We start from the raw sequence: 26,127 nt of genomic DNA, 5'->3' as shown, positions 1-26,127 counted from the left end.
GCCAGTTCCGCGGGGCTAGTCTTGGCTTTTTTGGTCGCTTTTCTGCGCCAAGTCGATGTCCTCATCAGACATGCCCATCATTCTCGCAATGACATAATTGGCAATCTCTACAGTCTGGTCAAACTCAAGGTCATCTAGCTTAGCCGCGTCCTTGTCGGAGAGGTTCAGCGCACCTTGGATAAAGTCCAGTACCTGATTCAGCATCTCGTATGACCGCTGTACTTGCTCTTCAGGGTCCAAGCCGTCGATGTCACCCGCCTTAGCCATGGTGAGCTGTAAGGCGAACATAGCCCGCATGTTGCGGTTAGAGGTCTTCACCTCGTAGTGCTTGGTGCCCAGTTGCTTAATTTGTAGTTTCATCGTATTGCTCCCTTTATGTAGTAAGTATGCAGTCATTTACGGTATGTTGTCAGGCGCGCTGTGGTGCAAGTAGATGACCAGTTATGCGTCTGAGCGTTCCAAGTCACCTCAGAATTGCGGCTGAGCTACTCTGCCTTTGTAGTGGTAGTGGTGCTAGTCGTAGTTGGGGCCTTGGTTGTTGTGGTGGTGCTACTTGGGACTACTCACTGGCTCAGCCTTATAGCCGCCGAAAACCTCGCCCAGCATTGCGCTTTCCTCAAAGGTCTCTTCAAAGTCGGAGTACAACTTGTACGGTACATGCCCAAAGGCGATGCAATCCAGAGCCGTGTACGTCGAAGCATCGTCTACGCGGTGCTCATCCGCATCATCAGTCTGCAAGTTCTTTTCAGATTCAGTCCAGAGGCCGTTACCAAAGCCAAAGTACACATTGTGCTGGCGGTCGATTGATTGCGTCTGGATAAGCATTGCGACGTGTTGCTTCTTCTTTTCATCAGTCCAGCCGCCCTTACCATCGCTGGTAAAGCCCTTCAGCTTCTGAGAGATGAGGAAGTCAAGGTTGTTGACATCCAGAGCCACGGTTGGTGCCGCCGCGCCAGTCGTTACGTCCTGAGCCGTGTTGTTCCCATAAATCTTGGTGATGGTACCAGCCAGCCCTGTGATGTTGGCCGACTTGGTACCCAAGTCCTTATTGTCAATCTCGTAAATACCCGATTCAGACAGGCCGTCTTCACCAGCGATAATCTTTTGTTCATCATCGACCAGCGCGAGCTTTACTAACTTTACGCCTACTACTGCCATGTATTAGTTCCCCCTAAGGTTTTGTGTCTTGCGTATGTATGTTGTGTTGCTGAGTTGCTTGGTATCCGGGTCAGTCACACGCCGCCGCCATCCTGATACCTGCCAGTGCTGAGCCGTGAAGGCCTTGAGTATCGCCATTTCTGTAGCGTCGTAGTCGATGCCATCCACAGCCGCGTACCATATCTGTAGCTCTATCTCACCGGTAAAGGCGTGAAAGTCATCGTTACCATAGGACTCAGCGGAGCTCCCATTGTCTGTGATGAGCACTTGGGTCACCTTGGTGTCTGGGCTTTCGGAGTACGGGATATTGTAGGTGTAAGTGTCGTCTATGCCAGAGATACCGGCCGTGTCCAAAAGGTTTTGAGCCTCTTCTACTATCGTCACTTGCTACCACCCTCTATCTTTTTGATGAGCTTCTTGTACTCTGCCGCCTCTGCTTTCAGGACATCACCCTGTGCGGATTGTCTAGCGTCTTCTACATAGTGGTCACCGCGGATAAACTTTGTGCCGTCGTTGAGGAAACGCGCTACAAAGGCTTTGTCACCATAGCCCGCCGTACTGGTACCGTCTTTCTTGCCATCGACGTTCTTGGCCTGCCAGCCTACATCATCAGACAGGTGGCCGTAGTTGCCGCCCTCGCCGTAGTTTGGGTGGTTGACCGCAGTAGCCCGCTTGAGCTTGTCGGCCATGACCTTGGCCCCAGCTGAGGTTATCTTGGTCTTGTCTTTCACAGACATCTCAGCTATCTGCTTGATGCTCTTCAGGTACTGTTCCAGCACCTCATCCATATCAGCCATGACCGGACACCGCCTTGATGGTGATATAGTCGTAGCGGATGTAGTCGCCGCCGTCATCCGGGGACACGTCGATGATGTCGTAGGTGGTAAGGCCTATCTGGGCCTGCTTGGCCGTCTCTGTTCTCGCGTCGTGTCTTGTGATGATGGTTTGTGTTTCGTCCAAGCGTGTTCCAACAAGTTGGTACTGCTGAGACAAAGTGCGCTTCTGAGCCTTGTAGTGCAGTGAGTAGTCGGAGATAAACTTGTCTCTGTTTACGCCACCCACTACCACGTTGCCAACATGCCCTAGTTGCACTTTTCGGGTCATCTCACTAGGCTTTATCTGCATACTGAGCACCTGCCTGTAGATGTGTGAGCATCATCATGACGCCCCGGCTTAGGCCTTCTGATAAAGTGCGGTCATAGTACAACTGAGTGGCGATTGTCTTCACTGCTTTAATCGCGGTGGGGTTAGTCTCATCGACTTGGCCCGCGGACCGCTTGGTGATGTCAATCGCTGATTCAATCTGGGCTTGCAGGGTGGTCAGCTCTGCGTCATCCAAGTTGAGTTCATTCAAGAGTTCAGCCGCCAATGCTTCTGTATCCATCTGCTTACCCCTCTCTACATCACCGCCCCGCTAATCGCGGTATTGTTGTCATTCGTTAGGCGATGGTGTACTTACTACCGGTTTATAGGACCGCCTGTCCCACTACCGCGGTACCTACCTTATTTACTCGCGCCCTCATCAGGTGCGGCAGTCGTGGTGGTAGTGCTGGTAGTCGGGGCTTTGGTGGTCGATGTGGTGCTAGTGGTTGTTGGAGCTACCGTTGATGTCGTGGTGCTGGTAGTCGTTTCCTCACTAGGCTTCACTGGGCGTGGCATTGTAAGTGATGAACTTACCCGCGTCCTTGTCGGCTACCTTGAAGTCAGCGCGGAAAGCAACGCCCAAGATTTGTTCAAACTGCTCATTACGGGCCCAGTTCAGCGTTACGTTAGCGCGGATAGCTTCCAGAACGAACGCCTTCACAGAGCCTACAAAGCCGACCTTATCGCCAGCCTTGCCCAGCACATCGTCCGGTACAATCACAACCGGGGCACCAAGCAAGCTCTTGCCTGTCGCAGAAGCGATAGAGTCTTGGAGCAGGTAGCGGCCATCATTGTCCTTGGCCTTGTCCAGTTCAGCGAACAGGGCTTCAGAGATTACAAACATGCGGTCGGCACCATAGTTGGTCAGGCCGGTGTTGTAGGCATCCTTGATGTCATCAATGGACTTAGCGGCTACTGGGGTAGCCTTTGCCAACACAGCGCCAATCTTGTGTTGTTCAGTTTGGTTCTTGACCGTCTGCACATATTGAGCTAACAGTGAAGTAATGTCGCCATAGTCTTGAGCCATTTCCATAGAGATAGGCAGTTGACCACGGTAGGTAGCCACGTCATAGGTCACCTTTTCGATAGAAGCATTTGCAATCTGCGGGTTTTCCGCGAGTTCTTCAGCAGTCGCCAGCTGAGCGGTTGCACGCTTGAGCACTGGGAGCTTACCAGTAGCCGCGGAGACAGCCACCTTGTTCGCGTAGCCGGAAAGCTGTGCCGGGTCTTCTGGTTGCTTGAGTACGTTCAGGACTTCCAGCGGCAGTACGGCTTCACCTTCAGCAGATGTAAAGCCTTCAGCGTCGCGGTGTTCAACCTTGCCAGTCTTCAAGAACGCTTCCAAGTCGCGTTGTTCTACAGACTTTTCGTCCAGTTCAGTGATGGTCTTTGCCATTGTGTTATCTCCCTTGTCTTCAATGTTTTCGATGTCGCGCTGTTCCGGGGCTTCCTCTTTATCAGCCTTTTTAGCAAGCGCTTTCATTTTTGCGGTCAGTGAAGAGACCTCAGCCCGGAGCTCTTGCAACTCATCAGGCTTTGGCTCTGCTGGTGCTTCTGGTTCAGCGTCGCGTGTTTCCGGCACTTTCTCATCCGGGGCCTTTTCGGGTTCCGGCGTTTCAGCCTCTGCTACCTTTTCAGGTTCTTCAGCTTTATCTGGTTCTGCCAATGCGTGTTCCTCACTTTCAAAATGTTCTAGGTCTCTCTGCACCGTGACAGATGTTTCTGTGTAGGCCGGGATAGGCGTTAAGCTCACCTCTACCACCTTGTCAATCTTGTTGATGATGTGGGTGGTCTTGCCGTCTAATTGCTCCCAGCTGTCGCCACCCGGTGTAATGGAGAACCCGATAGAGCAACCCTTGATGTTGCCCGCTTGAATGTTGCTGTATGTATCGTGGCCCAGTGTGGTATCCGGCAAGGTGGCGGTGAAGGCCAGCCCCTGCTTGTCCACTTTCAGGCTCAAGTTACCTGAGTCAGCCCGGGCCAGAATATTCTTGCTGTCGTGAGCGTACAAAAGCAAAACGCCAGATAGGTCTACCCCGTCCAGCGCTTCTGGTCTCATATACTCAACAAAGCTATCTGCTTGCGCCGGTTGATTAAAGACAGCGCCGTAGCCACTAATCTTCATGACCCCATCATCTGAGGTATCACGCGTGATAGTGGTTGCGTATGTTCTTACATCTAAGTTCTGCATGGTCTAAAGCACCCCCCTCTTGCGTAGCATTGCCATTGCATCAGTCGCCGACAAGACCGGATTCTGACCCGTTGATAGGTCTTGTATCTGGCTTACCAATGTCGTGTTATCTGCATCGACGGCGGCGCTCTGGTCCAGCTCTACAGTCACCCCAAACTTGGCGAACAGTTCCGATTCAATAGGCATTGTGTAGCGGCGGAGGGTGTTAGCGTACAGGCTCTTGGTCATCTCAATTGATGACTGCTGGTCCCCTTGGCCGTTCAGGTAGCTGTCTGGTACCCCAAAGGCCTTGGCTATCTGAGTCTTGCCAAAGTCTAGCGTGGAGAGGAACTTAGCCACATCCGCATTGATGCTGACAGAGGACATGGTGACGGCTTGGTCCAGCACAATGGCTCTACCAGCGTTCTCGCCTTCATTGGCGGCTTCCCATCCAGCGCGGATGCCCTCTTTTTCGTCTTTGGACAGCGCCCCTTCAGCCGCAGTCAGGACTGTGCTTGGGTTCAATGCGTGCTTGAGTGAGCTCAGGGTGAGGCGGTTGCTAAAGTCCTGCATGTTGATTGACTCTGCCAGTGATTGCAGTGGGCTGATACCCACATATAAGTTGGACTCATTGGAGCCAGTCGCCAGCAGTCTAAAGTGAAGCATGTTTGCATTTGGATAGTTCCGCTTACCCCGTTCATCGCCCCAGTTGACGGTGTAAGAGATGTCCGCGTTGCTGTCGGCCAGTGTGGTTACTATCTGACCAGCAGGTGCAAGCTCTAGGCGCGTTGGGATATTGCTTGCGTCTCTCTCACAGGCCACATAGGCGTTACCACTCAAAAGCAGTTGAGCCGCGACGCTCTGCCAGAAGTTGTATCCAGAGATGAGGTTGTTAGGCCGTCTAAGCAGAGTTAGGAACGGTTCCGGTGCACTCATGGTGGCACTCGCGATGTCGGAGCTAAGCAGGTTGATGACTGCAAACACATCTGAGTTCTGAAGAGCAAAGCGGGCGTCTACCATGTTGTTAGGTATCACCTTCCCGCCACTCACCACAAAAGGTGCAAAGTTAGTCGATGGTATCACTTGGCTTCTAGTCTGAAACCTCGCAAAGGGATTAATTATTGTCATTTAGTCACCCCCTTTGATGCCGTAGGTGACAACACCCATCCAATGACCATGCAAGCCACGCCAAGCACCAGCGTCCCTACAATCGCGTTGACTAGGTACCCCGCCACGATAAAGGCCACAATGCCTGCTAAAAATAACAACAGGGGCAGAGCGGCTGTAATCATCGCCGGGATTCTAAGTAGTTTATCTATAGTTGTCACCTCATTCTTGGCTGTTTTGTCTTTCGCTATCTATAACGTCTTCACTGCGCCGTTTTTGACCTATTCTGACCTTTAGGGCAAAAAAATAGACCCACTAGGGGTCTAAGGCATGGTACTATGTGTGTTGAGCAAGTCGCGCGGTGGCTAAGCCTTGGTTGCATTTGAGGTGATGCCTATGGTGAATTTATTGAACGGGGTTTAGTGGTGAGCACTTTTGAAGTGTTGACGCTAATGATTGCTTTTGCAATGTTAGTTGTCGCTATCATCAACAACAACGGACAAAAATAACCGTCCAGCGGCTTAAGCAGACGGTTTGAAGTCCTTGCAGACTGATAACTGAGGCTGGCCGCCTAGGCGGTGCGCTCATGGGGTGACGTGTTGGCGCACGTTGCCCTTTTTCTATACTCACAGTATAGCACAGCCTCTCTAAAATGAGTAGTTGGTGAAATAGTCGTGCTTCTGGTCTTCTGTCCAGCCAGCGAACAGGCTCTTAGGCTCTTCTACATCCGGGTCAAAATCAGCGAACTCATACACAGCGCGGCTCATGGCATCTACAATCGCATCCACGGCATCAATCTTGGCGGTGGCGCGTTCCTTGTCTACTTTGATACCAGCGGAGCTCCCTACCAGTACGGCGTTGGTCAGCGCGTAGGCCAGTAGTGGGTCCTTGTCTGTATGTACCCTTCCTTCCCGGAAAGCCTTCTGAAGCTCATGGGTAGGCTTGTCTAGCTTGTCGGCAGTCTGCTTGAGTGGCATCAGTGGGAATGGCTCTAGCTCGGTCAGCTTGTCTGTCACATCTGAGGTGCCCCACCGGTCAAAGACAAAGAACCGTACCTGTAGCTGGTTAGTCTCTACATAGTCCAGAAGGTAGTCTAGCACGCTGTCCTCATCTATGTATCCCCAGCGGTTTTTGGCGATAGTCGCAAAGCCTAGTTCCTGAGCCTGCCGGTAGTTGATACCGTCGCCCTTTTCCTTAGTCGCGATGTTGCCACCAGTCTTGTTCGTGGGTATCCATGAGTGCTGTTGTATGTAGTAATGAGTTTGGCCCTTCACTTGGTACGGGTAGACAAAGGCCACTGCGGTATCATCAGACAGCTTAGACAAGTCAAAGCCTATGTATACGGGTTGGCCTGTGATGTTGATAGGTGGCGTGTCTGTCTGGGCGGCCTCTATGTCGTGCGGATTCAGGTACCGGTTTTCCTTCACAGAGAGCCAGCGGTTAAGGTTCTTGTTGATAAATTCGCTAACTGTCCCGTCTGCCTTCTTGGTATCACGTTCCGCCACCATCGAGGCTAACATGGTGTCACCCTTCAAGCCCAGAATAGGATTAGACTTAATCCAAGTATCAGGGGTGTTTACTTCATCGTCGCTGTCTTGGGCAAAGTTCAACATCAACACATCGTCTAAGGTACGCTCAAAGTCCTTACACATGGCTTCACGTACCATCTTTTCGTCTGTATACATTGAGCTGGTGGCGTCTGGGTAAGCTGTTGAGATAGTCCACATTTGACTGTCTGTTGTCTGCACCTGACCAGAAGTAATCTTACCGTTATTTTCACGGATAAGACCTACACGGCTATCGTCGCCCGCCTCATCATGAACGGCGAAAGAGAAATGATATGAGTCAAACTGCCCACTTTCATCTGACAGTCTTAAGAGCTGGTTTTGAGTCTTCTTAGACTTCACAACGTCTTCACCCGCCTTGGTTTGCTGAGATACAAAGAGCTTGGCAAAGGCTCTAAGTTCCATCAATCGCGAAAAGGTAAGCTTGACGTATCGCCACCCCTTCTTGCTTTGTTGGGTGACAGGGGCAATGTATGCCATATCTTGGTTATACCGTCCTGAGCTACCTAAGATATACTGGTATGCCAATAGGATACAGGTTAAGTAGGTCTTACCATTGGTACGCGCCACGGAAAAAATCACACGATGAAAACGGCGTTCGTCTCCCTTGCGCCAACCTTGAGACCAGCACAAGATAGCTTGTTGCCATAGAGCTAGTGGTAGCGGCTTCCCAGCATCTGGGTCAGGGCAAAGCGCGGCAAAATTGAGCACCTCATGGCATTTGGCTAAATCGTAGCTGTAAGGAAAGTCCTCACTGCCAATTCTAGTAAGGTCCTGCAAGTGGCGAAAAGCGGATAGCTTCATGTCAACGCCCGCTACTACATCGCCTTCTAGGATGGCAAAACTATACCGCGTGGCTGGGTCACGGTATCGCTCAAAGATTGCAGTGTATGCGCTTTCATTTTTACGTGCTAAGTATGCTTCGTCGATGGCGACTGACAGATTGGCGTTATCTGTGCTGTCTTCTTGGGTCAGGTCAATTCGTTCTAGGTCTACCAATCATTGTCACCACTTTTCCCTTTCAGCTTGCTGATAATGTCTACTTCTTCGTCGTCATGGTTGTTGTTCTCTACAGTAATCAGGCTTGCACGTGCTTGCGGGTTCAATCCCAGACTGTCGGATAAACTTTTAACTTTAGCTGTGGCTGAGTCCAGCACCTGACACGCGGGATTCTTTCGGCCATCAATCACCACGCCGTTTTCCTGTATCTCAATCCATGCCATGCGCTCTAGCTGCACTTGTTCACACAGTGCTGTCACTATCTGCTTATCTATCTGCTTGACTAATCCTTGGCGATTAAGCTGTGGCACAAGGCTTTCCCAAGTACTACGTGCTACCCCAGATAGATGCTTAGGCGCCCTTTCTTGCAAGCAGTCATAACTCTTCGTGGCATTCATCAATGCGGCTGTTCTAGCCCGCTGGTCGGCCCTATCACTTGGGTCAGTTGTTAGTTTTGGCTTGCGTCCTACCATGTTGCGCCCCCTATCGTCTTTACTACTGCTACAATGCCCGCTCTTATGCGGTTTATCAGTTTATATATGTACAATTTTTGCGCCCCTTTAAGCTGTTTTTGAGCTGACAAAAAGCCGCCCTATTAAGCTTTGCGGCTAGTCTAGGGTGGCCATTATGTCATTATTTACATATCTACATATTTTTTGACGGAAAGCCATTTTAGTATGCGCGGTTATTTCTTCACAGATAGGGGCGGGGTAAACGTTGATACGCCGGCGTTTCTAGCGTGTCTGTTTCGTCTAATCCCGCGTCTGCTCGTTATCTAATTGTAACCGCTTCCCACCATCTTAGAATGATACCGTCTGGCTTGTCATTGATATAGAAGAGTGTCATCTCATCTAGTGGGTACTCTTCCCGCCATGTTGCTACCGCTTGCTCTACTACCAGCTTGTGGTACGTGCTCACATCTAATGCGGCTTGGTCTTTGCCTTGCTCAATCGCTTGGTTGAGTGTCTGCCTCATCAGCTTCAGTAGCTTGGCTACCATGTTGTCTAGTGCTTCCTGTTGGTTCTCATGGCTACTGTATATGTCCATTGCTTCCCTCACTATCTATAACGTATGGAGTGCGCCAGTTACATCAGGAACCCCAGGACTGAGATACCCGCGAGGACAATAGAGCTGATAGCCCAGTACTTGTCATGGCTAGTAGGTTGCTTTGTGAGGGCAATGATACCCAATACCAAGGCCGCGATGGGAAGCGCTAAGCCCCCGATGAATAAACCTAATGCCGCACAGATGCCAGCCCACAATGCTGTCTTAGACATACCCTTGCGATACCCTGCTACCTCATGTACCTTGTGTTTGTTGTTAGTGTTGTTCATTGTTGTGTTCCTTTCTTGTTGTGGTTGCGTCCAGTAATCCTTGAATAAGTGACAGTGCTAGCCACCTTGGTAGACGTTCTATTGCATCGCTCAGCTGTTGTTCACTTGTTGTCATTGCGCCACTCTTTCATTGTGATTGTCTGGCCCTGCTGTTCTGATAGAGTTCGTAGCCACCACTCTTTGTCTAGGTGCTGTAGTTTAGTTGGGCCATTCGGTTGCTCTGCTATCTTCTGCTCAATGGTGGTCTTGCGGGTATGACACTTGTAGCAGAGTACCCACAGATTAGATGTACTGAGTTTCTCTGCTGGTGAGTACTTCAGTGGGTGCAAGTGGTCACACACTTTGCGATTGTCTAGGATATTGCCACAGGATTGGCATTGTGCCCCATCTCTGCTATACACATAATCCCGCACTGCCCGCCACTGCTTGGAGTGATAGAATGCTGAGGCTTCCTTGTCCCTGTCGTACAGGTCATAGTGCTTAGTCTGTTGTTGGCGGATAGCCTGAGCTAGTTTGCTCTTACGGTACTCTTGCTTCTGCTTCTGCCACTGAGCGTCATGCTTGGCTTGGTGCTTGTCGCAGTACTGCTTATCCCCCTGTATGACTACCTGACAACCCGGCTCCCCACAGATATGGAGTAGCTTCTTGTAGTTGCTCACTAGAACACCCTCTGCTGTTTTGACAGTTGCTGTAGTTGCTTGATAGCTTCAGCCACCTCAGGCGTTACCTCAATCGTGTTGCGGGTGGGTTCCGGTTGTTTGATGTACTGCGAAAAATCCGGCTTAGGATTGCGGGCTGGTGCAACGTAGTACTGCTGTTGGTTGTGCTGGTCTAAGTCTGGTGTCTTACTCTGCGGCTTAGGGTCTAGGAAGGTCACCTGTTCTGCTACTACCTGCCAGCCCAGTCTGTTGAACCCACCGGCGTCTGTATAGTGGCTGGTCTTGATTGAACCGGTGAGAGCTATCTTGCTCCCCTTGTGCAAGTGCTTCAGGATGTTAGTAGCCAAGCCACCCCAGCCAATGCAATTGATAAAGTCTGCGGTCTCCCCATCCTTTGATTCATAGTTGCGGCGTACTGCCAAGAGGAACGTTGCGGCGTCCCCTGAGGCTTTTGGGTCAGTAGCTAGAAATCCGATTAAGTTTACTGTGTTCATATTGTTTTCTCCCTTTATTCTGCTTGGTCTACTTTTGTGATTGATATGTGGATATGCGCTTGTTTGCTACGTCGCAGTAGTCTTTGTTTAACTCAAAGCCAATAAAGTTACGCCCAGTCTGTATCGCGGCTATTGCTGTAGTTCCGCTACCCATGCAACAATCCAGCACCGTCTCACCTGCATTCGTATATGTATTAATCATGTAAGCCATCAATCCTACTGGTTTTTGTGTTGGGTGTAATCCTGTTTCACTTTTTATATTCAACACGTCTACTGGGTATCGCTTACCATCCGTTGCTATCGTTGCTGTTGGTTTCATGTGTCCATAGTTGCTAGATGCCTTGTTAGTTCTTGTCATATATGGCTTTCCCATCGTGTATTGTGGGTTATATGTTGGTAGGCGTTGATAGAACACTAATACATTTTCGTGCTTCTTTAGCGGCATTCTACGCGCATTGAGAAAACCTGTCGCAATCGACTTCTGCCATATCCATTCGTAGCGAAACCGCTTGGGATTGCTACTAATTAACCGTGTTGTAAATGGCTGTTGTGAGGTTAAAACAATTGCCCCATTTGGCTTTATGACACGGTTAAACTGTTGCCACATAGCATCTAATGGGATAATGCTATCCCAGTTGTTCCTAGTCGTTCCATAGGGCAGGTCAGTCAATATCATGTCAACCGTTCCCGCCTCAATCTCAGCCATACCGGCCAAGGCTTCCTGATTATAGATTTTGTTTAGTTCCATCGTTCCTCCGAATTAAGCGGTTACATTTATCTCAAAACTAAATACTGTTCTAGCCGTTCTTTTCGCGCGGCCATGATATTGCAAAATGCGTACTGGTCGGCATGGTCAGCGTTTGCCCAGTCGGCTACTAATTTCCCTTGATGCTTGATTTTTGGAGTATCTACAATATCCGCAACCAGTGAGCCGTGTTGGTCAAGGAAGTGCTGTATCTGTTTGTCTGTTACATCTTCGTTAGCCATCATTGCGGCCCATTGCGTCAGTGCTTCTAGTTCCTTTAGTTCTGTTTCGTCTTGGCGATTGCTCATAATTCCGATTAACTTCTTTCTATGTTGACTTGCGTATCTGCATACGCGATTTGTTTTTTGCGAAAATTGGCGGCGTGATTGGTGATACCGTGCCTGTGTTTCTTCAGCCCCCACCCGCAAAACTGATTCTACCCATGCACAGGTTGACCGGTTGGCGAATATCTGAGGTAACAACTCAATGGCGGCTTGTACATCGTCCTGTGTCCTTGTGGCCCTATCCATGTCGATGATGGAGTAGCTGTCTTGTACCATGGTGACCAGTCCGTTGGCGGCTTGTTGCTGTTGTCGTTTAGCCTTGTAATAAGCTCGCAAGCAATCGCGTTTCGCGTAAGTGACCCGCCAAGAAAACGTTGGGTCATTGTCAGCAATGGCTTTTTGAATCTGCTCATCACTCATGCCATTTAAGCGGTGCTCTACTAACTCAGTCATTAATAGGTGCTTTGCGTCTGGGTCTGAAAGGTGCAAAGTGTTCGCTAAGCGGTGTGTTTCTACTGAAAACTGTCTGAACGAGGTGATTGCTTCCACCGTTTCTCTATTCGTGTTTCTCGCCTACTTTCACAATCACCAATGCGACCAACGCCGCCAGCGTGAACAGAATCGCTGACACAAACGCTAGTAGGATGAAGTAGTTCGCCACCGACATCCAGCTGAGTTTGAGCACCCCCGCCAGCTTGAGTAGCACCAGCACCCACCCGACTGCGTATGCCAGCTTGAAGGTGCTAAAGCCGCCGCTGAGTGTTCCTTTTTTAGTTTCTTTCATATTTATATACCCCCATTTTCATAGTCCTTTTTCATTTTGTGGTATCCAAAAACTCAAAGTGGAACGGCTTATCCAGTTTCAGTGTGTGTCGGGCGTTCCCAGTCACGCTCACAGCGGACAACCCGTTGTCTCTACCCGCGGCGGAGAGAGAACGGTATTCAGTGCGGGTACCATCTGCATCAATTTTCATAACTGCCACACCCCGATTTTTAGCGCCCTTGTTGCCCGCCATCTGCTTCATGCGATGAGCTTGTGCGAGATTGTCTTTATGTGAAATCCAGCGCAATGCGTCTGCGCGGTTCAAAGTTCTATCGCCACTCACATGGTCAACGTCTGATAATCCTGAAGGGTTAGGCAACCAAGCACTGGCGACCAAGCGGTGGACAGTAGTGCTAGTTGTATTACCGTTGACAATCGCGCCAACTAGCTCGTATCCTGCGTTGTTTACGCTAGTTGCCAATACGCCGCCCTGAGGTCCTTTGATTTTCCCGTCGTAGGAAGCAAAATATTTATCATAGGGTGGCTGGCAACGCTTCCAGCCCATATCAGAGCTAGGTGTGAATGCTCCACCACGTTGGTCAGACGGGATAGAGGCCATATCGTTGAGGTCAAAGAACCGGTCACAACCGCGGGCCATGAGCAGGGCGGTTCCTGCATTCGCTGTTTTTGCGGAGTTGAGCGTATCCATGAATTGTTCACCAGTCATACTCTTCACTTTTTCAGCATATTGTTGTTTCATCTTAAATATCTCCTTTTTTACTATTCATTTATTCGGACACTAATAATCTAGCTAACAGAACCCGATTTTCTCTATTTTAGCTAAATTCTTACATTTCTTAATATTTCCTTAACATTTTGCTAGTCTTCCAGCAGTTGGCTCACCCGAACGCCCTTTTTGTTTGCATGCTTCAGTCGTTCAATGCACATCAGCAGAGCATCTTGTGATGTCGAAAAAAGCAGCTTTTCCGCGGGTGAACCTGCTTGCCATTCATCAAGATTGTATCCGTTCTCGCGGGCCTCCCGGGCTGACATCTTGGCCATCTGAATGGGCTTCACTAGCAACACTTGGTCTACATACTTGCCAGCAGTTGACTTTGCGACCCCATCAATTGCTTGCACTGTGTCCGTCGCGGCCTTCAGGGTCATCACGGGAAAGTTGCTGGCTGATTCACCTGAGCGCGTGAGCATAAAGTTGATTGTCGGCTGGCTAACCCCACCGCTCAGGTCGGGGAAGTAGTTGTGAACAGTATCAGCTCCTAGAAACTGGATAAGCATTGTTCGACCAATGCTAGTATGTAAATCCAAGTTAAAGTTTTGTGTAATCAGTGACCAGTTCGCCGCACTGAAGTTTCCAAGCACATAGATGTGGTGGGATACAACCGCCTTGCCAGCCGCGTCGTGAGACACTGCCAGCAACTTTCCCGCTTCAGTCCACTCTTCTGGCTGAGCTAAGCGCACATATCCAGCAATTCTGAGCAGGACAAGGCTGTTAGCTATCTGGTCAGCGGTAGCTACAGCGGGTCTCTGCATACAGTTCCGGATGGTGTCATGGGTGATGTACAAGCCCCTGCCTGCTGACTTGACCAGCGGCTGTCCTGACACCCGATTGAAGGCGGCTAACGCAATCGCTCTTGTGACATCTGCAAAAACCCTCTTATCATCACGCCGAAAATCGTCTTTACTCAACACGTAGAAGAGTTTCTGAACGGGTGTGAGGCGTTTTGGCCGGTGGTGGCTCTTGGTTATGGCTTCTAACTCAACCATGTTTGTCAGCCCCAACTTCAGAGCTTCTATGTAGTCCTCGCGCTGGGGTACGTTAGGATAATAGGTAGAGAGTAACTGAGGAAGGCTTACAACGTTGTCTCCCATAGCCTCTACCAGCGCGGCCATGAGTGGTGTTGGAGTTGTAGTAGAAGACACCATTTTTGCACTATCCACCTTCTTGACCTTGCACCCCAACAGGCGCTCAGAATTGGTGGACGTGAGGATGGCTGTAATGGTGGCCTTTTTGGCTGTCTTACTTGGTGAGTGCTGTGTGAGCTCTTGCATAGCCTCATCATTGTGTTGCCAATCGCGTAGCAGTTCTTGGTTCTTGTACTTCATTTTGTTACTCCCTTTTTATGCTTTCATTTATTTGGACAGCTATAATCTAGCTAACAGAACCCGATTTTCGCTGTTTTTGAGTTTTTGAGTACATTTAGTTACAAGTTGTATCATTAGTGTCACAGAACCCATTTTTAGACAAAAAGAATAGGCTACCATTAAGTCAAGCTGATAGCCTAATTACTTATACTTTAATTATATCACCTTTGAACCCTATTTCTGACGTTTACGCCTGTAGATGGCTGTAACCCACGTGGATGTAAGGATTGAGCGTTTTAGTCCTCTTTTGGCTCCCTGAAAAAAACGGGGGCACTCTTCCTTGAAGATTCCCCCCTGCTTGAGCCTTAGAGCCGCAAGGGATACAGCGATTTTACCCCCTGTTTTCTACCTACTATGTACTTAGTATCTACGGGTAAACATTCACAGACTAGCTCAAAGGTGATTACTGAGACTCCTGGGCTCGCTCACGCTCACCCCCTCGCGGCTCAGAACGATGCTTTGTAAAGACCCTCAAAGGTTTTACTGTAACCTCGTAGCGAAGCGCAGAGGTGCCATCCAAGCGGACAGCTTGGTGGACAGCCGGTCTTTGGCTGGACATAGCACTTGACCTTGCACTTGGTTTTGACCTTGTACAGCAAGTAAGCCTTACCGTCCCGGCTTACGCCGGTACTCATTGGCTAGTCATTCTGTACAAAGCAAAGGCAGTTGCTAGTTGTACAGGGATAGGCTTACCTCAAAGACCCTAAGACCAAGTTCAAAGGCTATGTCCAGCCCAAGACCGGGGCTGTCCACAAGGCTAGGCGCCTTGAGGCCCTCGGATTAAAGACCAATCCGAGCCAAAGACCTTTAGCCTTAACAGGCTTAAAAACCCTACCCTTTACACAATGTGTAGCCCTTTAGCCTATAGGTTCCGGCGTAAGCCGGATAGCTAGGCTAGTTCTTCTACACAACTAGCTTTCTACAACCTCATAACACAGCGCCTATAAGGCTCATTCCATTCGCCTTACCTGGCTAACACAGTGTGGCAGTATTCATAGCATCAATTTTTCGGCTGAAAGCCGGATAATATGCTAACCGTCTGCCACAAGATGCTTTAGGCTTCTAGGCTTCCTACAAGGTGCTTTAGAGGGCTTCAGGGCATCCTACAGCGTGTTTTACACTGGCATACGCCAGATACCCTCACGCTAACCAACTGCCCTGAGATACCCCACTACACCCCTCCAATGGCTTCTACGGATGACTCCCTTGTGGCTTGTGAATTTGTTCACTAGACACACTTAACTTCCCCTCAGGTCTCTTTCTGGTGGGTTTAACTCTGTCTGGCATAATCACACTACCCACTAGTTAAAACGCCGCTACGGGGCTCTCAGGGCCTCCTATGGCTATTGTATGAGGTCTAAGTGGGTTGTGGTGAGGAATACACCTACTAGCATCCTAAGTCTATACAGCTCTCTCATGTCTCTTTCTCAGCCGTTCTACCTATCTAGGCATAATCACACTACCCACTAGTTAAAACGCCGCTACGGGGCTTTCAGAGCCTCACAGGGCTACTCTAGGCTGTATAAACCCAGTGTGCAGAGACAACAAAAAAGCACCCACCGGCTGGTAGATGCTCTGATTGACTATGACCGTTTTTGACCGGTTTTACCATCGGCTAGGTAGCTCTCTAGGGCCTGCTGAATCAGGTCTGAGCGGCTGAATGAGCCCTCTGTGCGCTTACCAGTCAACTCTGCAATTGCGTCCCGCTTACCATCCACAGCTGCGTCCAGGGCCTGTATGAGGCTGTCAGGAAGCGTTGCGTTGATGCGGGTCTTACCCTTCGCGATTGTCATTGTGATTCCCCCTATGTTGGCTTTCTGCATCTCTCAACAAAGATAGTGTACCATGGTGCATCACCTTTGTACACCACGAAGTCAAAAAGGTTTCGTGTGAAACAAAAAGGCCCTAGGACTAGCCCAGAGCCGTTGCGCATCACTGCCTGCCATTGCGTTCACTGTTATCTTTATCTTTATCTGTCAAGTTTCTTCTAATCAAAATACCATTTATTGGGCTACTGACTGCCTTTTTGACCCTCCCACCGGTTAATTTGAAAGGTTAAATACACACATTTGTGCTAGTTTGTACAACCTTAAATCCTTTTGAATCAACACCTCTACTTTTATTTGTACAACTAGGAAAAATGTCAATAGAGTGCTAAAAATTTCTCACTCGCACTGCCCACGGCCCCTCGCCGGCAAGCAAAAAGGGCGCCCGCATGGACACCCTTTACTGGTCGCGATCAGGTTATGAACCGCGCTGCTGCGTGGCTAGCAGATCTTCCCACCCAGGGTGGTCATTTCTTCACGCCGCTTCTTGTCTTCTTCGCTCAGTGGGGCCGCTTCCGTGACCGTCACAGCGCCATCGAGGACGCCGCTGTCATCGCGCAACGCCAGCATCCCCAGGCGGTAGTCGAGGATCAGGCCGTGCCCCAGGTACATCAGCTCCGGCTGGCCCGTCGTCAGGGTCAACCCCGCATCGTTGTCAATTGGTTCGGCGTAATCCGGGTCGCCCGCTTCGGTGATGACCAGCTGGAACTTGTTCCCGATCGCACAGGAGCCCCCGAGCTTCGAATACTTGCTGCTACCATCGTCCAAGGCCAAAAGGATCTGGGCCCCCGCCGGTACCTTTTGGGCCAAGTACTGCTTTGCGTCAGGTTTAATCGTAATCTCCATAAGCGCGCCTCCCGTTTAAGTTGTGTGCAATTAACTACACGTCTATTATAGGGGATTTTTCGTGGCTGTGTCAACTGAGGCCCCTTTTTGACCACCTCCTTCGCCAGTTGACCACACCAACCACAGGCTATCCCCACAAGTTATCCACACCACGAGGTTTCCACCCCCAACCGCTGGTGGTCAGATTTATTTTTGACACCAGATTTCGTGCGCGAAAAATGCAAGTGATTTTTTTCGCCCCCATGCTTATCCACAACTGGGGATTCCGGTATTTCACGAGCGAAAGCGTTAAGAACCCTTTCGCATCAGTGGGTACAGGTGTTTGGTGAGCAATCAAACTTTTTTATTCACACCATTCTCCCCAGCTGTGGACAAGTTTGACCACAGCCGCTCAGCCCACTTATAAACAGTATCCACAGAGTTATCCACAGTTACATAGGACGTTTGTCCCCATTCACTATCCACATTGACACCGGTGACCTGAACGTTTGCGGCCAAGTTGCGGCCAATGTCCGGCGCGCATTGTCACGCGCGGGTGCGTATGCTGTGCCTGCGCACCAGCAAAAAAGCGGCCGCACATGGCGGCCGCTTCGGTCATTCCGGTTAATTCGTGGTGTTGCTGTTGCTGGTGGTCAGCTGCTCCGTAGTCTGCGTCAGCTTCACGTCAGCGGTTTTCTTGGTGCCCTGGTGGTAGTAGGTGACCTTGACGGTGTCGCCCACCGCGTGCTTGTACAGTGCCGTGTGCAGCTCGGCCACACTGGCCACGTCGGTGTCGTCGATGCCGACGATCACATCGTACTGGCTGAGGCCGGCCTTCTTGGCCACCGAGGTGTCGGTGAAGCCAGCCACCACGACACCACTGGTCACGCTGCTTGGGATCTTCAGGATGGACGACTGCTGCGTGGCGGAAATGGTGGAAAGATCACGCACGGTCACGCCAAGCGCGGGACGCACGACCTTCCCATTGGTCACCAGCTGGTTGATGATGGACACGACTTCATCACTTGGGATCGCAAAGCCCATCCCTTCGATGGTCGCTTCGGAGTTGCTGGTGCCGGAGAGCTTCATCGAGTTGATGCCGATGACCTGGCCGGCTAGGTTGATCAGCGGACCCCCGGAGTTCCCCGAGTTGATAGCGGCATCGGTTTGGATGACGGTCGCTTGGCCGGTGGTCTGGCCGGTGGTTTCATCGGTCACGTCAACGGTGCGGCTCGTCGCGGAAATGATCCCCTGGGTCACACTGGTCGCGTACTGCGAGCCCAGTGGGGAGCCGATCGCCATGACCGTTTGACCCGCGGCGATCTTGCTGGAGTCGCCGAAGCTGGCCACGGTGGTCACCTTGCTCCCGTCAATGGACAGCACGGCGAGATCGGTTTCGGCATCGGTCCCGACCAGCTTGGCGATGACCTTGGTGCCATCGCTCATGATGACTTCAAGCGCATCGGAGTCAGCCACCACGTGGTTGTTCGTCACGATGTAGGCCTTGCCGTCCTTTTTCTGGTAAATGACCCCGGAGCCTTCGCTATACTCTTGCAGGTCAGCCGAGCTGCTGGAACCGGAGCCAGAAGACTGGCTGTTGTCCGAGTCCGAGTCCGAGTCGTTGCCGTAACCGAAAATGTCCCCAAAAGAATCCAACCCGCTGCTGGTTCGCTGCGCATTCTGGAGGTTGACGACGGACACGACCGCCTTTTCGACCTTGGCGAAGGCTTCCTGTGAGGCGGAGCTCTGGTTCACGGACACATTGGAGACTTGGGTGGTGCCGGCCTTTTGGGTGGTGGTGGTCACGCCGAGGTTGGCGCTGCTGTTGCGGCTGCCAGCCCAGTACGCGACCCCACCGCCGACCCCACCGCCGACGATCGCCGACACGGCGATCACGGTCACCAGCTGGCTCAGCCCGCGCCGCTTCGGCTTCGGGCTTTCCGGCGTGGGTGACGTCATCGGCGTTTCTTCAAAATTATTTGTCTGATTGTTATCCATCTTAGACCATTCCTTTCGATCAAGAGATGCCCTTGCTTACAATATCAATCATACTAAGGGGATTTGACGAAAGTATGAATAACTCCTGATTTTAGCGTGACGCACCCGTACCTACGGGCCACATCAAACCAAATCCCACTAGATCAATGGTTCTGGGGAGAAATAAACGAGGCTGAGACGAAAAGCGGTTTTAGCCCAGAGTATACGCAAGGCCTCCTGCAAAACCCGAACTTAGGTTTTGTGGGAGGCCTTGCGTATACGGCTAGGGCGTCGCTTTTCGTCTCGTACTGTCCTAGAATAGTCGTGGCTCATTCTTGGGCCGTTAATTATATCTCGGCCCCTGCCGCCCTTATGCCCCCACGGTAAACAGCGGGTCGGCAACGGCCGGGTCGGTGTCGAAAATATCAAAGTCGTAGCCGACGCCCAGGCCCTGCTCCTTGAGCATGTTGGCAACGGTGATGTGGGCCAGCGCTTTGACGTTGTTGTGCGGCGACAGGTGACCGAGGTACACGCGCTTGGTGCGCAGGCCGATGATGTCCATGATGGCGTTGGCGCCGTCCTCATTACTCAAGTGCCCGACGTCGCTCAGGATGCGCTGCTTTAACGACCACGGGTACGGGCCCATGCGCAGCATCTCCAGGTCGTGGTTGCACTCCATCACGTAGGCATCGGCGTCGCGGATCGTGCCGGCGATGCGGTCGGACACGTAGCCGGTGTCGGTCAGAATGGCAAAGCGCTTGCCCGCGTGGTGGAACTGGTAAAACTGCGGGGCTGCGGCGTCGTGCGAGACGCCGAAGCTTTCAACGTCCAAGTCGCCCAGGCTCTGCGTGGTCCCGGTTTCAAACACCTTGAGCCGGTCTTTGGGCAGCTTGCCCAGCGTGGCCGGGAGCGCGTCGAAGGTCCCCTGATCCGCGTAGACGGTCAGGTTCGGGTAGCGCCGTGCCAGCACCCCGACGCCCTTGCAGTGGTCGGTGTGCTCATGGGTGATGAACAGGCTGTCCACATCCTTGAGGTCGCGGCCGATGCTGGTCATCAGCTCGGTCATTTTTTTGCCCGAAAAACCGGCATCGACCAGCACCTTGTGGCCGGGGGTCTCAATGTAAGTCGCGTTGCCGGAGCTGCTTGACGCCAGCACCGAGACGCGCATCCCAAAATCTTCCGTCATGTTTGTTATGCCTCTTTCATCATCGGTCCTGACGCTCACTCGCGCGCCTTGAGGACGGTCTTGTTGATCGCGTTGACCTTCTTGACCGTCACGTTTTTGGAGCCTTGGCTTTCCACCCCAACGAACCACGCGGGGATGTACACTGTGGCCCCCTTGGCGTCCAGCAGGTACGTGTAGGCGAGCTGCGTCCAGCGCACGGTCGCGCTGTTAGGGATCTCGTTTTCCCGGTACAGGGTCACGACGGCGTCCTGTGCGCTGCACAGCGCCACGTCCGCGCGCAGCACGTCCAAGGACTTCAGGTAGGTCTGCGTGTAGCCGGTCAGGCGGCCATTGGCCACGGTGAAGGTGATCTGAGCCCGAGGGTCGTAGATGACCCGGCCGGCCACGCGTTGCGCGAACACGTAGCTGTCGGTGCCCGACAGTCCTTCTGCGTAGACGTATTCGTCTCCGTGCAGCACGTTCTTGGCGTTTTGAAGCCATTTGGTCAGTGTGGTCACCGCGCTGGCGCGCCTGACGGTCACGGTGGTATCCAGCGTACTGGTCATGGTCGTGTAGTCGGCCGTGGCAAAGCGGGTGAACTGGTGCTGCAACTGGTTGGCCTCCCCCGCAAGGCTCACGGTGCCAACACTGGCCAAGTATCCCCCGGTCGGCGTCTTTGTGCTCAGCTTGGGGAGCTTGATCTGGTCGCGCTTAATGTCCGCCACCACCTCACTGGTGCCGCTGCTGGCGGTCGCAAGGTCCACCTGCTGGCTTTGAAAGAAGCTCATCCCCAAGAAGATGTTGAGCCCGACGAAGACGATCAGAAAAATCATTTCGATTCGGCGAAAATCCACGCGCGCCACCTCCTATTCCAGTGTTTGCGTGCCGCTTCCGTTGCTTGGCGTGACAGTGTCCTTGGCCGTCTCATCGGTGGGATCGACCCACTGGGTGTAACGGCGGTATTCCCCGTTGATTTTGACAAAATAGGTCGGCGTCAGCGAGACGACTTGGCTGTCTGCTGTTTGCGCCTTCCAGTAGTACCCCAGCGTCATGTCGGTCAGCCCGTTGACATCATAACCCGCATGGCGCAGCTGGTCGAACACCGTGGCGGTACTCGGCAGCGTCACCGGGCTCTGCGTGGTCGGGATCGCCACGGTCAGGTTGTAGGTCGAAAAGCCCATCTGTTCCCCCGACGCGGTGTTGGTCGTCGTAATGGCACCGTAGCCATCCGCATTAAAAATCGGCAGGCCCAACGCGCAGGCGCGAAACGTCACGGTGCCGGTGTCGCTTTGGGTGTCGAAGTAGCGCACCGTACCCAGCCCCTGCAACGCCAGCTTGCTCAAGCTCGCGTAGCCGGTGCGGAGGCTCGTGGTCAGCCCGCTGCCCGCAGTGGCCTTGGCGGCATTCTCGTACTGCATCCCCCCGGTGTCCGTATCCAGGCTCAGGCGTTGACTCGCGCCCAGTGTGTACACCGTTTCCGTGCCAATTTCACGCGTGTCCACGGAGCTGGCCGAATCGGCCGGCAGCAGCAGCGAGACGAAGTGGTTGGCGCTTTGCTGGTCGAGCAAAAACGTGTACGGCGGCACCTGAATGGGCGCGTTGAAGGTCGCCACCTGGCGATTACCCAGCCGCATTTCAGTGACCGCAAAGCCGCTGGCCGTTGTTTTGGCCACCACCGCCTGCACTTTGGCCACGTCGGCGTGCGCAAGCGTGGCCGTGCGCACGGCGCGCGTCTTGTCGTTGACGAATTGCAGGCGCGTGGTCGTGGCGCTCAGGTCCACCAGCAGGCGATCGAACTGGAAGTCCGCCCCCGGTGATTTTAGCGGCTGGGTCAAAAAGGTCTGGTTGAACTGCTTGAACGCCATCGCACCGGTGTAACGCAGCTGCAGGGACTGATCCGTGGCCAACAGCGCCGTGTAGGCACTGCTGGTCAGCTTCTTGGCCGCTCCAATGCGCTGGATCTGCCACTCCTTCATCGCCGTGCGCAGCGTGTCCGCCACGCTGGTTTCAGGGTCAAACAGCATCGTTTTGGTCCCGTCGTGCTGATAGTACGCCGTGGTCGGCGCAAACACGTTGCTGACCTGCGCCGCGGCGTTCGGGTCCTTGGTCGTTTTGACCGCCACGCTGGTGTCCGAGCGCCCCAGCCGTGACGGGTTTTGCCAGATCAGAAAGGAGAACACCAGGCTCAAGGCGACCATGGCGATCAGGCTGGCGCGCAGGATCCATCCGCTAAGCTTCATCCCAATCACCTCCCGCGTCCGTGATGGTGGCGTATGGCAGCGAAATGTAGAAGGTGCTGCCCTTGTTTTCCTGTGAGTCCACCCAAATGCGGCCACCCAAGGCTTCGACGACTTCCTTGGAAATCGCGAGACCTAAGCCGGTGCCGCCTTGCTGACGAGAGCGCGCCTTGTCCACCCGGTAGAAGCGGTCGAACACCTTGTTGATGTCCTTGCGCGGGATCCCAAGCCCCTGGTCGGACACGGACAGGATCACGTGGTTGTGCGTCTCCAGCAGGCGGGCCGTGATGACGCCACCGTCTGGGGAGTACTTGATCGCATTGTTCATGATGTTGTCGATCACCTGCATGAACTTATCCTGGTCGATTTCGACCCACAAGTCGCGCTTGGTGATCTCCCGGCGAATCGTGTAATGCTTCTTCTCGGCTCCTGGCAGCAGCCCGGACTTGTGCGTGTTGTTGTCCGCGCTGGCGTGTTCGTTGTCGGTTTTGAGCATCATGTCGAAGCGGTCGAGGATGTAGTTGAAGAACTCGTTGAGGTTGACGTACTCCAGCTCGATCTTGCTGGTGCCGGAGTCCATGCGCGACAGGCTGAGCAGGTCGTTGATCATGCGGATCATGCGGTCCGTTTCCTCCTGCGTCACCTTCAAAAACTGTGGCGCGATCTCCGGGTCCTGCCAGGCCCCGTCCGTCAGCGCCTCGATGTAGGAGCGCATGGAGGTCAGCGGGGTGCGCAGCTCATGTGACACGTTGGACACGAACTCGCGGCGCTCGCGCTCGTTTTTCTGTTGCTCGGTGACATCGTGCAGCACCGCGACCAGCCCACTGATGAAGCCCGTTTCCCGTTGGATCAGGCTAAAGTCCACGCGCAGGATCAGCTCATGGTCCAGCTGTTCGGAAAAGTCGAGCAAGAGCTCCTTTTGGTTCTCCAGCAAGTCGCGCAGCGTGTAGTCCTTGTCGATCGTCAGCAGTTTTAGGATCGAGACCCCGATCACGTCCTCGTTGCGCGTGTTCAAAAAGTCGAGCGCGGTCTCGTTGATGATGATGACATTGCCGCGCCGGTCGGTGGCGATCACCCCGTCGGTCATGTGGGCCAGCACCGAGTCCAGCCGGCGGCGCTCCGCCTCGCTGGCCTCTTGGGCCTCTTCCACGCGCACACTGAGGTTGTTGACCGCCACGGCCAGCTGGCCCAGCTCGTCTTGCCCGTAGATCCGTACCTGGCCGGAGTAGTCCCCACGCGCCATGCGGATCGCCTGCTTTTTCATCTCATCGATCGGCCGGGTGATGGCCCGGGAGATCACGATGGAGATCAGCGTCCCCAACAGCCCAGCCACCAGACTGGCGATCAGGAAAATCTTGACGATCTTGTTGATGTTGGCGTACACCGACTCCATTGAGGCTGTGATGGCCACGGCCCCGACCACCGCGTTCCCGTCCCCGGTGGCGTTGGGATTCTTGATCGGGATCACCTTGGTGTACTGAGACCCCGTGCTGGCGCCGTACTCGTAGCCCTCGAAGAGCTGACCGTTGTACAGCACCGATTTGACATTGCTGGACGAGGATTTTTGGCCCACATCGTTTTGGTTGTTCACGTTACTGTTGGCCCGCACGGTGCCCTTGGCGTCCACGACGATCACGGTCGCCGTGTTCGCCACGTCGGCCTGGCTGATGGTCGTCTTCATGCTGCTGTTGGCGGCTTCCGTGTTGGCACTCATCAGGTCCGAGGCCAGCTTCTCCTGCAGGTACGGGTCGATGTTGATGCTGGTCTTGAAGGTCTCGATGTTTTGTGACTCCAGTGAGCGCACAAAATACGCGCCGATGATTTCCACTGTTACCAGGAGCAACAGAATGAAAACAAGCGCAATCTTGAAGTGAATCGATTGAAAGAAGCGGATCTTCTTATTCATGCTAAAACTCCCGCCGCGTGAACCGGCGCATCACGGCCGCTATTCTTGATCAGGGTTCTTCAGGTAGTAACCGACGCCGCGGCGGGTCACCAGCCACTCCGGATGCGAGGGGTTGTCTTCGATTTTTTCGCGCAACCGGCGCACGGTCACGTCCACCGTGCGCACATCGCCGAAGTAATCGTAGCCCCACACCGTCTGAAGCAGGTGCTCCCGGGTCATCACCTGGCCGAGGTGCCGGGCCAGGTAGTGCAGCAGCTCGAATTCGCGGTGCGTCAGCTCGATTTTGTCACCGCGCTTGGTCACCGTGTAGGCGTCCGGGTGGATCGTCAAGTCGCCCACCGTCAGCTCCTTGTTCTCGTCGTCGACCTCAGGGGCCGGGGCAGCGGTGCCGGAGCGCCGCAGGTTCGCCTTGACGCGCGCCACCAGCTCGCGGTTGGAAAACGGTTTGGTCACGTAATCATCGGCCCCAAGCTCCAGGCCCAGCACCTTATCGATTTCCGAGTCCTTCGCCGTCAGCATGATGATCGGCGTGTCGCGGGCTTTGCGTACCTGGCGCGCCACCTCCAAGCCGTCGATCTTAGGGAGCATCAAGTCGAGCAGAATCAAATCGGGGTTTTCATCGGTCACTTTGGCTAGCGCTTCCTCACCGTCATACGCGGTGACCACGTCGTAGCCTTCCTTCGTCAAGTTGAATTTGACAATGTCTGAGATCGGCTTCTCATCGTCCACCACAAGGATCTTTTTTGCCATAGTTGGCCTCCATTAGTCCGTAGTTACTATATATTATAGCGGTTTTGTGCGGGCGGGGCAAAACCGGGCGTGCACCGCGGCCAGCCGCGGCGTTACAATAACCGTGGAGGCGATTGCTATGGAACTGTCCGTCAACGGGGTCACCCTTCATTACACGCAGGCCGGTCACGGCCAACCGCTCCTGTTGCTACACGGCAACGGGGAAGATGCCAGTCTGTGGGCCGCGACCGTCACGCGCCTGGCGCCACACTTCACGGTGTACGCGCTGGACACCCGCGGCCACGGGCAAAGCAGCGGCGCGGTGCCGCGCAACTACCGGCTGATGGCCCAAGACGTGGCGGCCTTCATTGCAGCGCTCGGCTTGCCGCCTGTCATCCTCACCGGCTTCTCCGATGGCGGCATCACGGCGCTTTATGTGGCGGCGACCTGGCCGACGCTGGTGCGCCGCCTGATCGTTGCCGGGGCCAACCTGACGCCGACCGGGATGCGGCCCCTGGTCTACGGGGCCACCTGGGTCGAATACTGGAAGACGCACGATCCGCTGTTGCGGCTGATGCTACGCCACCCGCACCTGACCGCGCACCAGTTGCATAATATTCACGTGCCCACGCTAGTGCTCGCCGGGCAGCACGATGTGATCCGGCTGGGGGAAACGCGCAAGATCGCGCGCGGCATTCGCAACGCCCGGGTGGTCATCGTGCCGAGCGCCACGCATTCCAGCTACATCAAGGATGGCAGCGTCTTCGTCACGTTGATCTGGCCGTTCATTCGACCGCTGGCAGTCTGAATATTTTTTGCATATTTAATAATAAAGCTTGCATATTCTTTGGATTGGGTTTATATTCATTAAAAATTCA

The 26,127-nt window shown here is 53.2% G+C and carries 28 protein-coding genes; 2 read left to right on the top strand and 26 right to left on the bottom strand.

Translation table 11 applies throughout. The annotated features are described in order from the left end of the window. Window positions 1-15: 15 nt before the first annotated feature. The 8 genes from EKM88_RS01465 to EKM88_RS01430 all read right to left on the bottom strand — a co-directional run bounded on the left by EKM88_RS01465 (window position 16) and on the right by EKM88_RS01430 (window position 5,599). Window positions 16-360, bottom strand: coding sequence for a phage tail tube assembly chaperone (locus EKM88_RS01465; protein WP_125702405.1), 345 nt, complete (start codon window positions 358-360; stop codon window positions 16-18). 189 nt (window positions 361-549) lie between these two features. Continuing rightward, a complete protein-coding gene (locus EKM88_RS01460) occupies window positions 550-1,158 on the bottom strand; it encodes a phage tail protein (RefSeq protein WP_125702404.1) in 609 nt (202 codons plus the stop codon). A 3-nt stretch (window positions 1,159-1,161) separates the two neighbouring features. After that, entirely contained in the window at window positions 1,162-1,542 is a 381-nt protein-coding gene (locus tag EKM88_RS01455; RefSeq protein WP_125702403.1) for a DUF806 family protein, read from the bottom strand. Then, on the bottom strand, window positions 1,539-1,955 hold the full coding sequence (locus tag EKM88_RS01450) for an HK97-gp10 family putative phage morphogenesis protein (protein ID WP_225418401.1): 417 nt from the start codon (window positions 1,953-1,955) through the stop codon (window positions 1,539-1,541). The genes EKM88_RS01455 and EKM88_RS01450 overlap by 4 nt, the downstream gene beginning before the upstream one ends. Then, a complete protein-coding gene (locus EKM88_RS01445) occupies window positions 1,948-2,262 on the bottom strand; it encodes a phage head closure protein (protein ID WP_225418400.1) in 315 nt (104 codons plus the stop codon). The genes EKM88_RS01450 and EKM88_RS01445 overlap by 8 nt, the downstream gene beginning before the upstream one ends. Window positions 2,263-2,266: 4 nt before the next feature. Beyond that, the gene (locus EKM88_RS01440) at window positions 2,267-2,542 is read right to left on the bottom strand and encodes a hypothetical protein (protein WP_125702401.1); all 276 of its coding nucleotides are present in this window, start codon (window positions 2,540-2,542) and stop codon (window positions 2,267-2,269) included. Between the two features lie 252 nt (window positions 2,543-2,794). Continuing rightward, window positions 2,795-4,492: a phage major capsid protein gene (locus EKM88_RS01435; protein WP_125702400.1), complete on the bottom strand. Its 1,698-nt coding sequence runs from the start codon at window positions 4,490-4,492 to the stop codon at window positions 2,795-2,797. 3 nt (window positions 4,493-4,495) lie between these two features. Then, a complete protein-coding gene (locus EKM88_RS01430; protein WP_125702399.1) occupies window positions 4,496-5,599 on the bottom strand; it encodes a phage portal protein in 1,104 nt (367 codons plus the stop codon). A gap of 401 nt (window positions 5,600-6,000) precedes the next feature. On the opposite strand from EKM88_RS01430, the gene EKM88_RS13455 reads away from it, so the two are divergent. Beyond that, complete coding sequence (locus EKM88_RS13455; RefSeq protein ID WP_318530862.1) at window positions 6,001-6,087, top strand: putative holin-like toxin; 87 nt, start codon at window positions 6,001-6,003, stop codon at window positions 6,085-6,087. 138 nt (window positions 6,088-6,225) lie between these two features. Here EKM88_RS13455 and EKM88_RS01425 read toward each other — a convergent pair whose 3' ends face one another. From EKM88_RS01425 to yycF, 18 genes are all read right to left on the bottom strand, one after another. Further along, entirely contained in the window at window positions 6,226-8,142 is a 1,917-nt protein-coding gene (locus tag EKM88_RS01425; protein WP_225418399.1) for a terminase TerL endonuclease subunit, read from the bottom strand. Further along, the gene (locus EKM88_RS01420) at window positions 8,136-8,615 is read right to left on the bottom strand and encodes a phage terminase small subunit P27 family (RefSeq protein ID WP_125702398.1); all 480 of its coding nucleotides are present in this window, start codon (window positions 8,613-8,615) and stop codon (window positions 8,136-8,138) included. The genes EKM88_RS01425 and EKM88_RS01420 overlap by 7 nt, the downstream gene beginning before the upstream one ends. Before the next feature lie 298 nt (window positions 8,616-8,913). Then, window positions 8,914-9,189, bottom strand: coding sequence for a hypothetical protein (locus tag EKM88_RS01415; protein ID WP_125702397.1), 276 nt, complete (start codon window positions 9,187-9,189; stop codon window positions 8,914-8,916). A 388-nt stretch (window positions 9,190-9,577) separates the two neighbouring features. Further along, window positions 9,578-9,877 (bottom strand): HNH endonuclease, encoded by a 300-nt coding sequence (locus tag EKM88_RS13450; RefSeq protein ID WP_225418417.1) that lies wholly within the window; start codon window positions 9,875-9,877, stop codon window positions 9,578-9,580. A 257-nt stretch (window positions 9,878-10,134) separates the two neighbouring features. Then, on the bottom strand, window positions 10,135-10,629 hold the full coding sequence (locus EKM88_RS01405; protein WP_125702395.1) for a single-stranded DNA-binding protein: 495 nt from the start codon (window positions 10,627-10,629) through the stop codon (window positions 10,135-10,137). A 28-nt stretch (window positions 10,630-10,657) separates the two neighbouring features. Beyond that, the gene (locus tag EKM88_RS01400) at window positions 10,658-11,377 is read right to left on the bottom strand and encodes a DNA-methyltransferase (RefSeq protein WP_125702394.1); all 720 of its coding nucleotides are present in this window, start codon (window positions 11,375-11,377) and stop codon (window positions 10,658-10,660) included. Window positions 11,378-11,403: 26 nt separating this feature from the next. Further along, window positions 11,404-12,111, bottom strand: a complete 708-nt coding sequence (locus EKM88_RS01395) for a hypothetical protein (RefSeq protein WP_164511961.1) — start codon at window positions 12,109-12,111, stop codon at window positions 11,404-11,406. 103 nt (window positions 12,112-12,214) lie between these two features. Next, on the bottom strand, window positions 12,215-12,442 hold the full coding sequence (locus tag EKM88_RS01390; RefSeq protein WP_125702392.1) for a hypothetical protein: 228 nt from the start codon (window positions 12,440-12,442) through the stop codon (window positions 12,215-12,217). 31 nt (window positions 12,443-12,473) lie between these two features. Next, complete coding sequence (locus EKM88_RS01385; protein ID WP_125702391.1) at window positions 12,474-13,181, bottom strand: HNH endonuclease family protein; 708 nt, start codon at window positions 13,179-13,181, stop codon at window positions 12,474-12,476. Window positions 13,182-13,300: 119 nt separating this feature from the next. Next, window positions 13,301-14,545, bottom strand: coding sequence for a hypothetical protein (locus EKM88_RS01380; RefSeq protein ID WP_125702390.1), 1,245 nt, complete (start codon window positions 14,543-14,545; stop codon window positions 13,301-13,303). A 1,622-nt stretch (window positions 14,546-16,167) separates the two neighbouring features. Then, complete coding sequence (locus tag EKM88_RS01375) at window positions 16,168-16,377, bottom strand: ribbon-helix-helix domain-containing protein (RefSeq protein ID WP_125702389.1); 210 nt, start codon at window positions 16,375-16,377, stop codon at window positions 16,168-16,170. Between the two features lie 474 nt (window positions 16,378-16,851). Continuing rightward, entirely contained in the window at window positions 16,852-17,256 is a 405-nt protein-coding gene (locus EKM88_RS01370; RefSeq protein WP_125702388.1) for an iron-sulfur cluster biosynthesis family protein, read from the bottom strand. A gap of 603 nt (window positions 17,257-17,859) precedes the next feature. Continuing rightward, window positions 17,860-19,233, bottom strand: a complete 1,374-nt coding sequence (locus EKM88_RS01365) for a S1C family serine protease (RefSeq protein ID WP_125702387.1) — start codon at window positions 19,231-19,233, stop codon at window positions 17,860-17,862. 349 nt (window positions 19,234-19,582) lie between these two features. Then, window positions 19,583-20,398, bottom strand: coding sequence for an MBL fold metallo-hydrolase (locus EKM88_RS01360; RefSeq protein WP_164511960.1), 816 nt, complete (start codon window positions 20,396-20,398; stop codon window positions 19,583-19,585). A 35-nt stretch (window positions 20,399-20,433) separates the two neighbouring features. Next, window positions 20,434-21,231, bottom strand: coding sequence for a two-component system regulatory protein YycI (locus EKM88_RS01355; protein WP_125702386.1), 798 nt, complete (start codon window positions 21,229-21,231; stop codon window positions 20,434-20,436). A 12-nt stretch (window positions 21,232-21,243) separates the two neighbouring features. Then, window positions 21,244-22,617, bottom strand: a complete 1,374-nt coding sequence (locus EKM88_RS01350) for a YycH family regulatory protein (RefSeq protein ID WP_125702385.1) — start codon at window positions 22,615-22,617, stop codon at window positions 21,244-21,246. Then, the gene (walK, locus tag EKM88_RS01345; protein WP_125702384.1) at window positions 22,607-24,520 is read right to left on the bottom strand and encodes a cell wall metabolism sensor histidine kinase WalK; all 1,914 of its coding nucleotides are present in this window, start codon (window positions 24,518-24,520) and stop codon (window positions 22,607-22,609) included. The genes EKM88_RS01350 and walK overlap by 11 nt, the downstream gene beginning before the upstream one ends. Window positions 24,521-24,559: 39 nt before the next feature. Next, window positions 24,560-25,270, bottom strand: a complete 711-nt coding sequence (gene yycF, locus EKM88_RS01340; RefSeq protein WP_125702383.1) for a response regulator YycF — start codon at window positions 25,268-25,270, stop codon at window positions 24,560-24,562. Between the two features lie 118 nt (window positions 25,271-25,388). Here yycF and EKM88_RS01335 point away from each other — a divergent pair, with 118 nt between their 5' ends. Beyond that, a complete protein-coding gene (locus EKM88_RS01335; RefSeq protein WP_125702382.1) occupies window positions 25,389-26,057 on the top strand; it encodes an alpha/beta fold hydrolase in 669 nt (222 codons plus the stop codon). The last annotated feature ends 70 nt before the right edge of the window (window positions 26,058-26,127 follow it).

This window comes from Lacticaseibacillus daqingensis, from assembly GCF_003946115.1.
Taxonomy (GTDB): domain Bacteria; phylum Bacillota; class Bacilli; order Lactobacillales; family Lactobacillaceae; genus Lacticaseibacillus; species Lacticaseibacillus daqingensis.
The sequence above is the reverse complement of the archived record's forward strand: the minus strand, read 5'-3'. Positions and strand labels throughout refer to the sequence as shown.

Coding starts and splice junctions, on each gene's coding strand:
- EKM88_RS01465 (WP_125702405.1), bottom strand. CDS start 360: ATGAAACTACAAATTAAGCAACTGGGCACCAAGCACTACGAGGTGAAG.
- EKM88_RS01460 (WP_125702404.1), bottom strand. CDS start 1,158: ATGGCAGTAGTAGGCGTAAAGTTAGTAAAGCTCGCGCTGGTCGATGAT.
- EKM88_RS01450 (WP_225418401.1), bottom strand. CDS start 1,955: ATGGCTGATATGGATGAGGTGCTGGAACAGTACCTGAAGAGCATCAAG.
- EKM88_RS01445 (WP_225418400.1), bottom strand. CDS start 2,262: ATGACCCGAAAAGTGCAACTAGGGCATGTTGGCAACGTGGTAGTGGGT.
- EKM88_RS01440 (WP_125702401.1), bottom strand. CDS start 2,542: ATGGATACAGAAGCATTGGCGGCTGAACTCTTGAATGAACTCAACTTG.
- EKM88_RS01435 (WP_125702400.1), bottom strand. CDS start 4,492: ATGCAGAACTTAGATGTAAGAACATACGCAACCACTATCACGCGTGAT.
- EKM88_RS01430 (WP_125702399.1), bottom strand. CDS start 5,599: ATGACAATAATTAATCCCTTTGCGAGGTTTCAGACTAGAAGCCAAGTG.
- EKM88_RS01420 (WP_125702398.1), bottom strand. CDS start 8,615: ATGGTAGGACGCAAGCCAAAACTAACAACTGACCCAAGTGATAGGGCC.
- EKM88_RS01415 (WP_125702397.1), bottom strand. CDS start 9,189: ATGGACATATACAGTAGCCATGAGAACCAACAGGAAGCACTAGACAAC.
- EKM88_RS01405 (WP_125702395.1), bottom strand. CDS start 10,629: ATGAACACAGTAAACTTAATCGGATTTCTAGCTACTGACCCAAAAGCC.
- EKM88_RS01400 (WP_125702394.1), bottom strand. CDS start 11,377: ATGGAACTAAACAAAATCTATAATCAGGAAGCCTTGGCCGGTATGGCT.
- EKM88_RS01395 (WP_164511961.1), bottom strand. CDS start 12,111: ATGACTGAGTTAGTAGAGCACCGCTTAAATGGCATGAGTGATGAGCAG.
- EKM88_RS01390 (WP_125702392.1), bottom strand. CDS start 12,442: ATGAAAGAAACTAAAAAAGGAACACTCAGCGGCGGCTTTAGCACCTTC.
- EKM88_RS01385 (WP_125702391.1), bottom strand. CDS start 13,181: ATGAAACAACAATATGCTGAAAAAGTGAAGAGTATGACTGGTGAACAA.
- EKM88_RS01380 (WP_125702390.1), bottom strand. CDS start 14,545: ATGAAGTACAAGAACCAAGAACTGCTACGCGATTGGCAACACAATGAT.
- EKM88_RS01375 (WP_125702389.1), bottom strand. CDS start 16,377: ATGACAATCGCGAAGGGTAAGACCCGCATCAACGCAACGCTTCCTGAC.
- EKM88_RS01370 (WP_125702388.1), bottom strand. CDS start 17,256: ATGGAGATTACGATTAAACCTGACGCAAAGCAGTACTTGGCCCAAAAG.
- EKM88_RS01365 (WP_125702387.1), bottom strand. CDS start 19,233: ATGGATAACAATCAGACAAATAATTTTGAAGAAACGCCGATGACGTCA.
- EKM88_RS01360 (WP_164511960.1), bottom strand. CDS start 20,398: ATGACGGAAGATTTTGGGATGCGCGTCTCGGTGCTGGCGTCAAGCAGC.
- EKM88_RS01350 (WP_125702385.1), bottom strand. CDS start 22,617: ATGAAGCTTAGCGGATGGATCCTGCGCGCCAGCCTGATCGCCATGGTC.
- walK (WP_125702384.1), bottom strand. CDS start 24,520: ATGAATAAGAAGATCCGCTTCTTTCAATCGATTCACTTCAAGATTGCG.
- yycF (WP_125702383.1), bottom strand. CDS start 25,270: ATGGCAAAAAAGATCCTTGTGGTGGACGATGAGAAGCCGATCTCAGAC.
- EKM88_RS01335 (WP_125702382.1), top strand. CDS start 25,389: ATGGAACTGTCCGTCAACGGGGTCACCCTTCATTACACGCAGGCCGGT.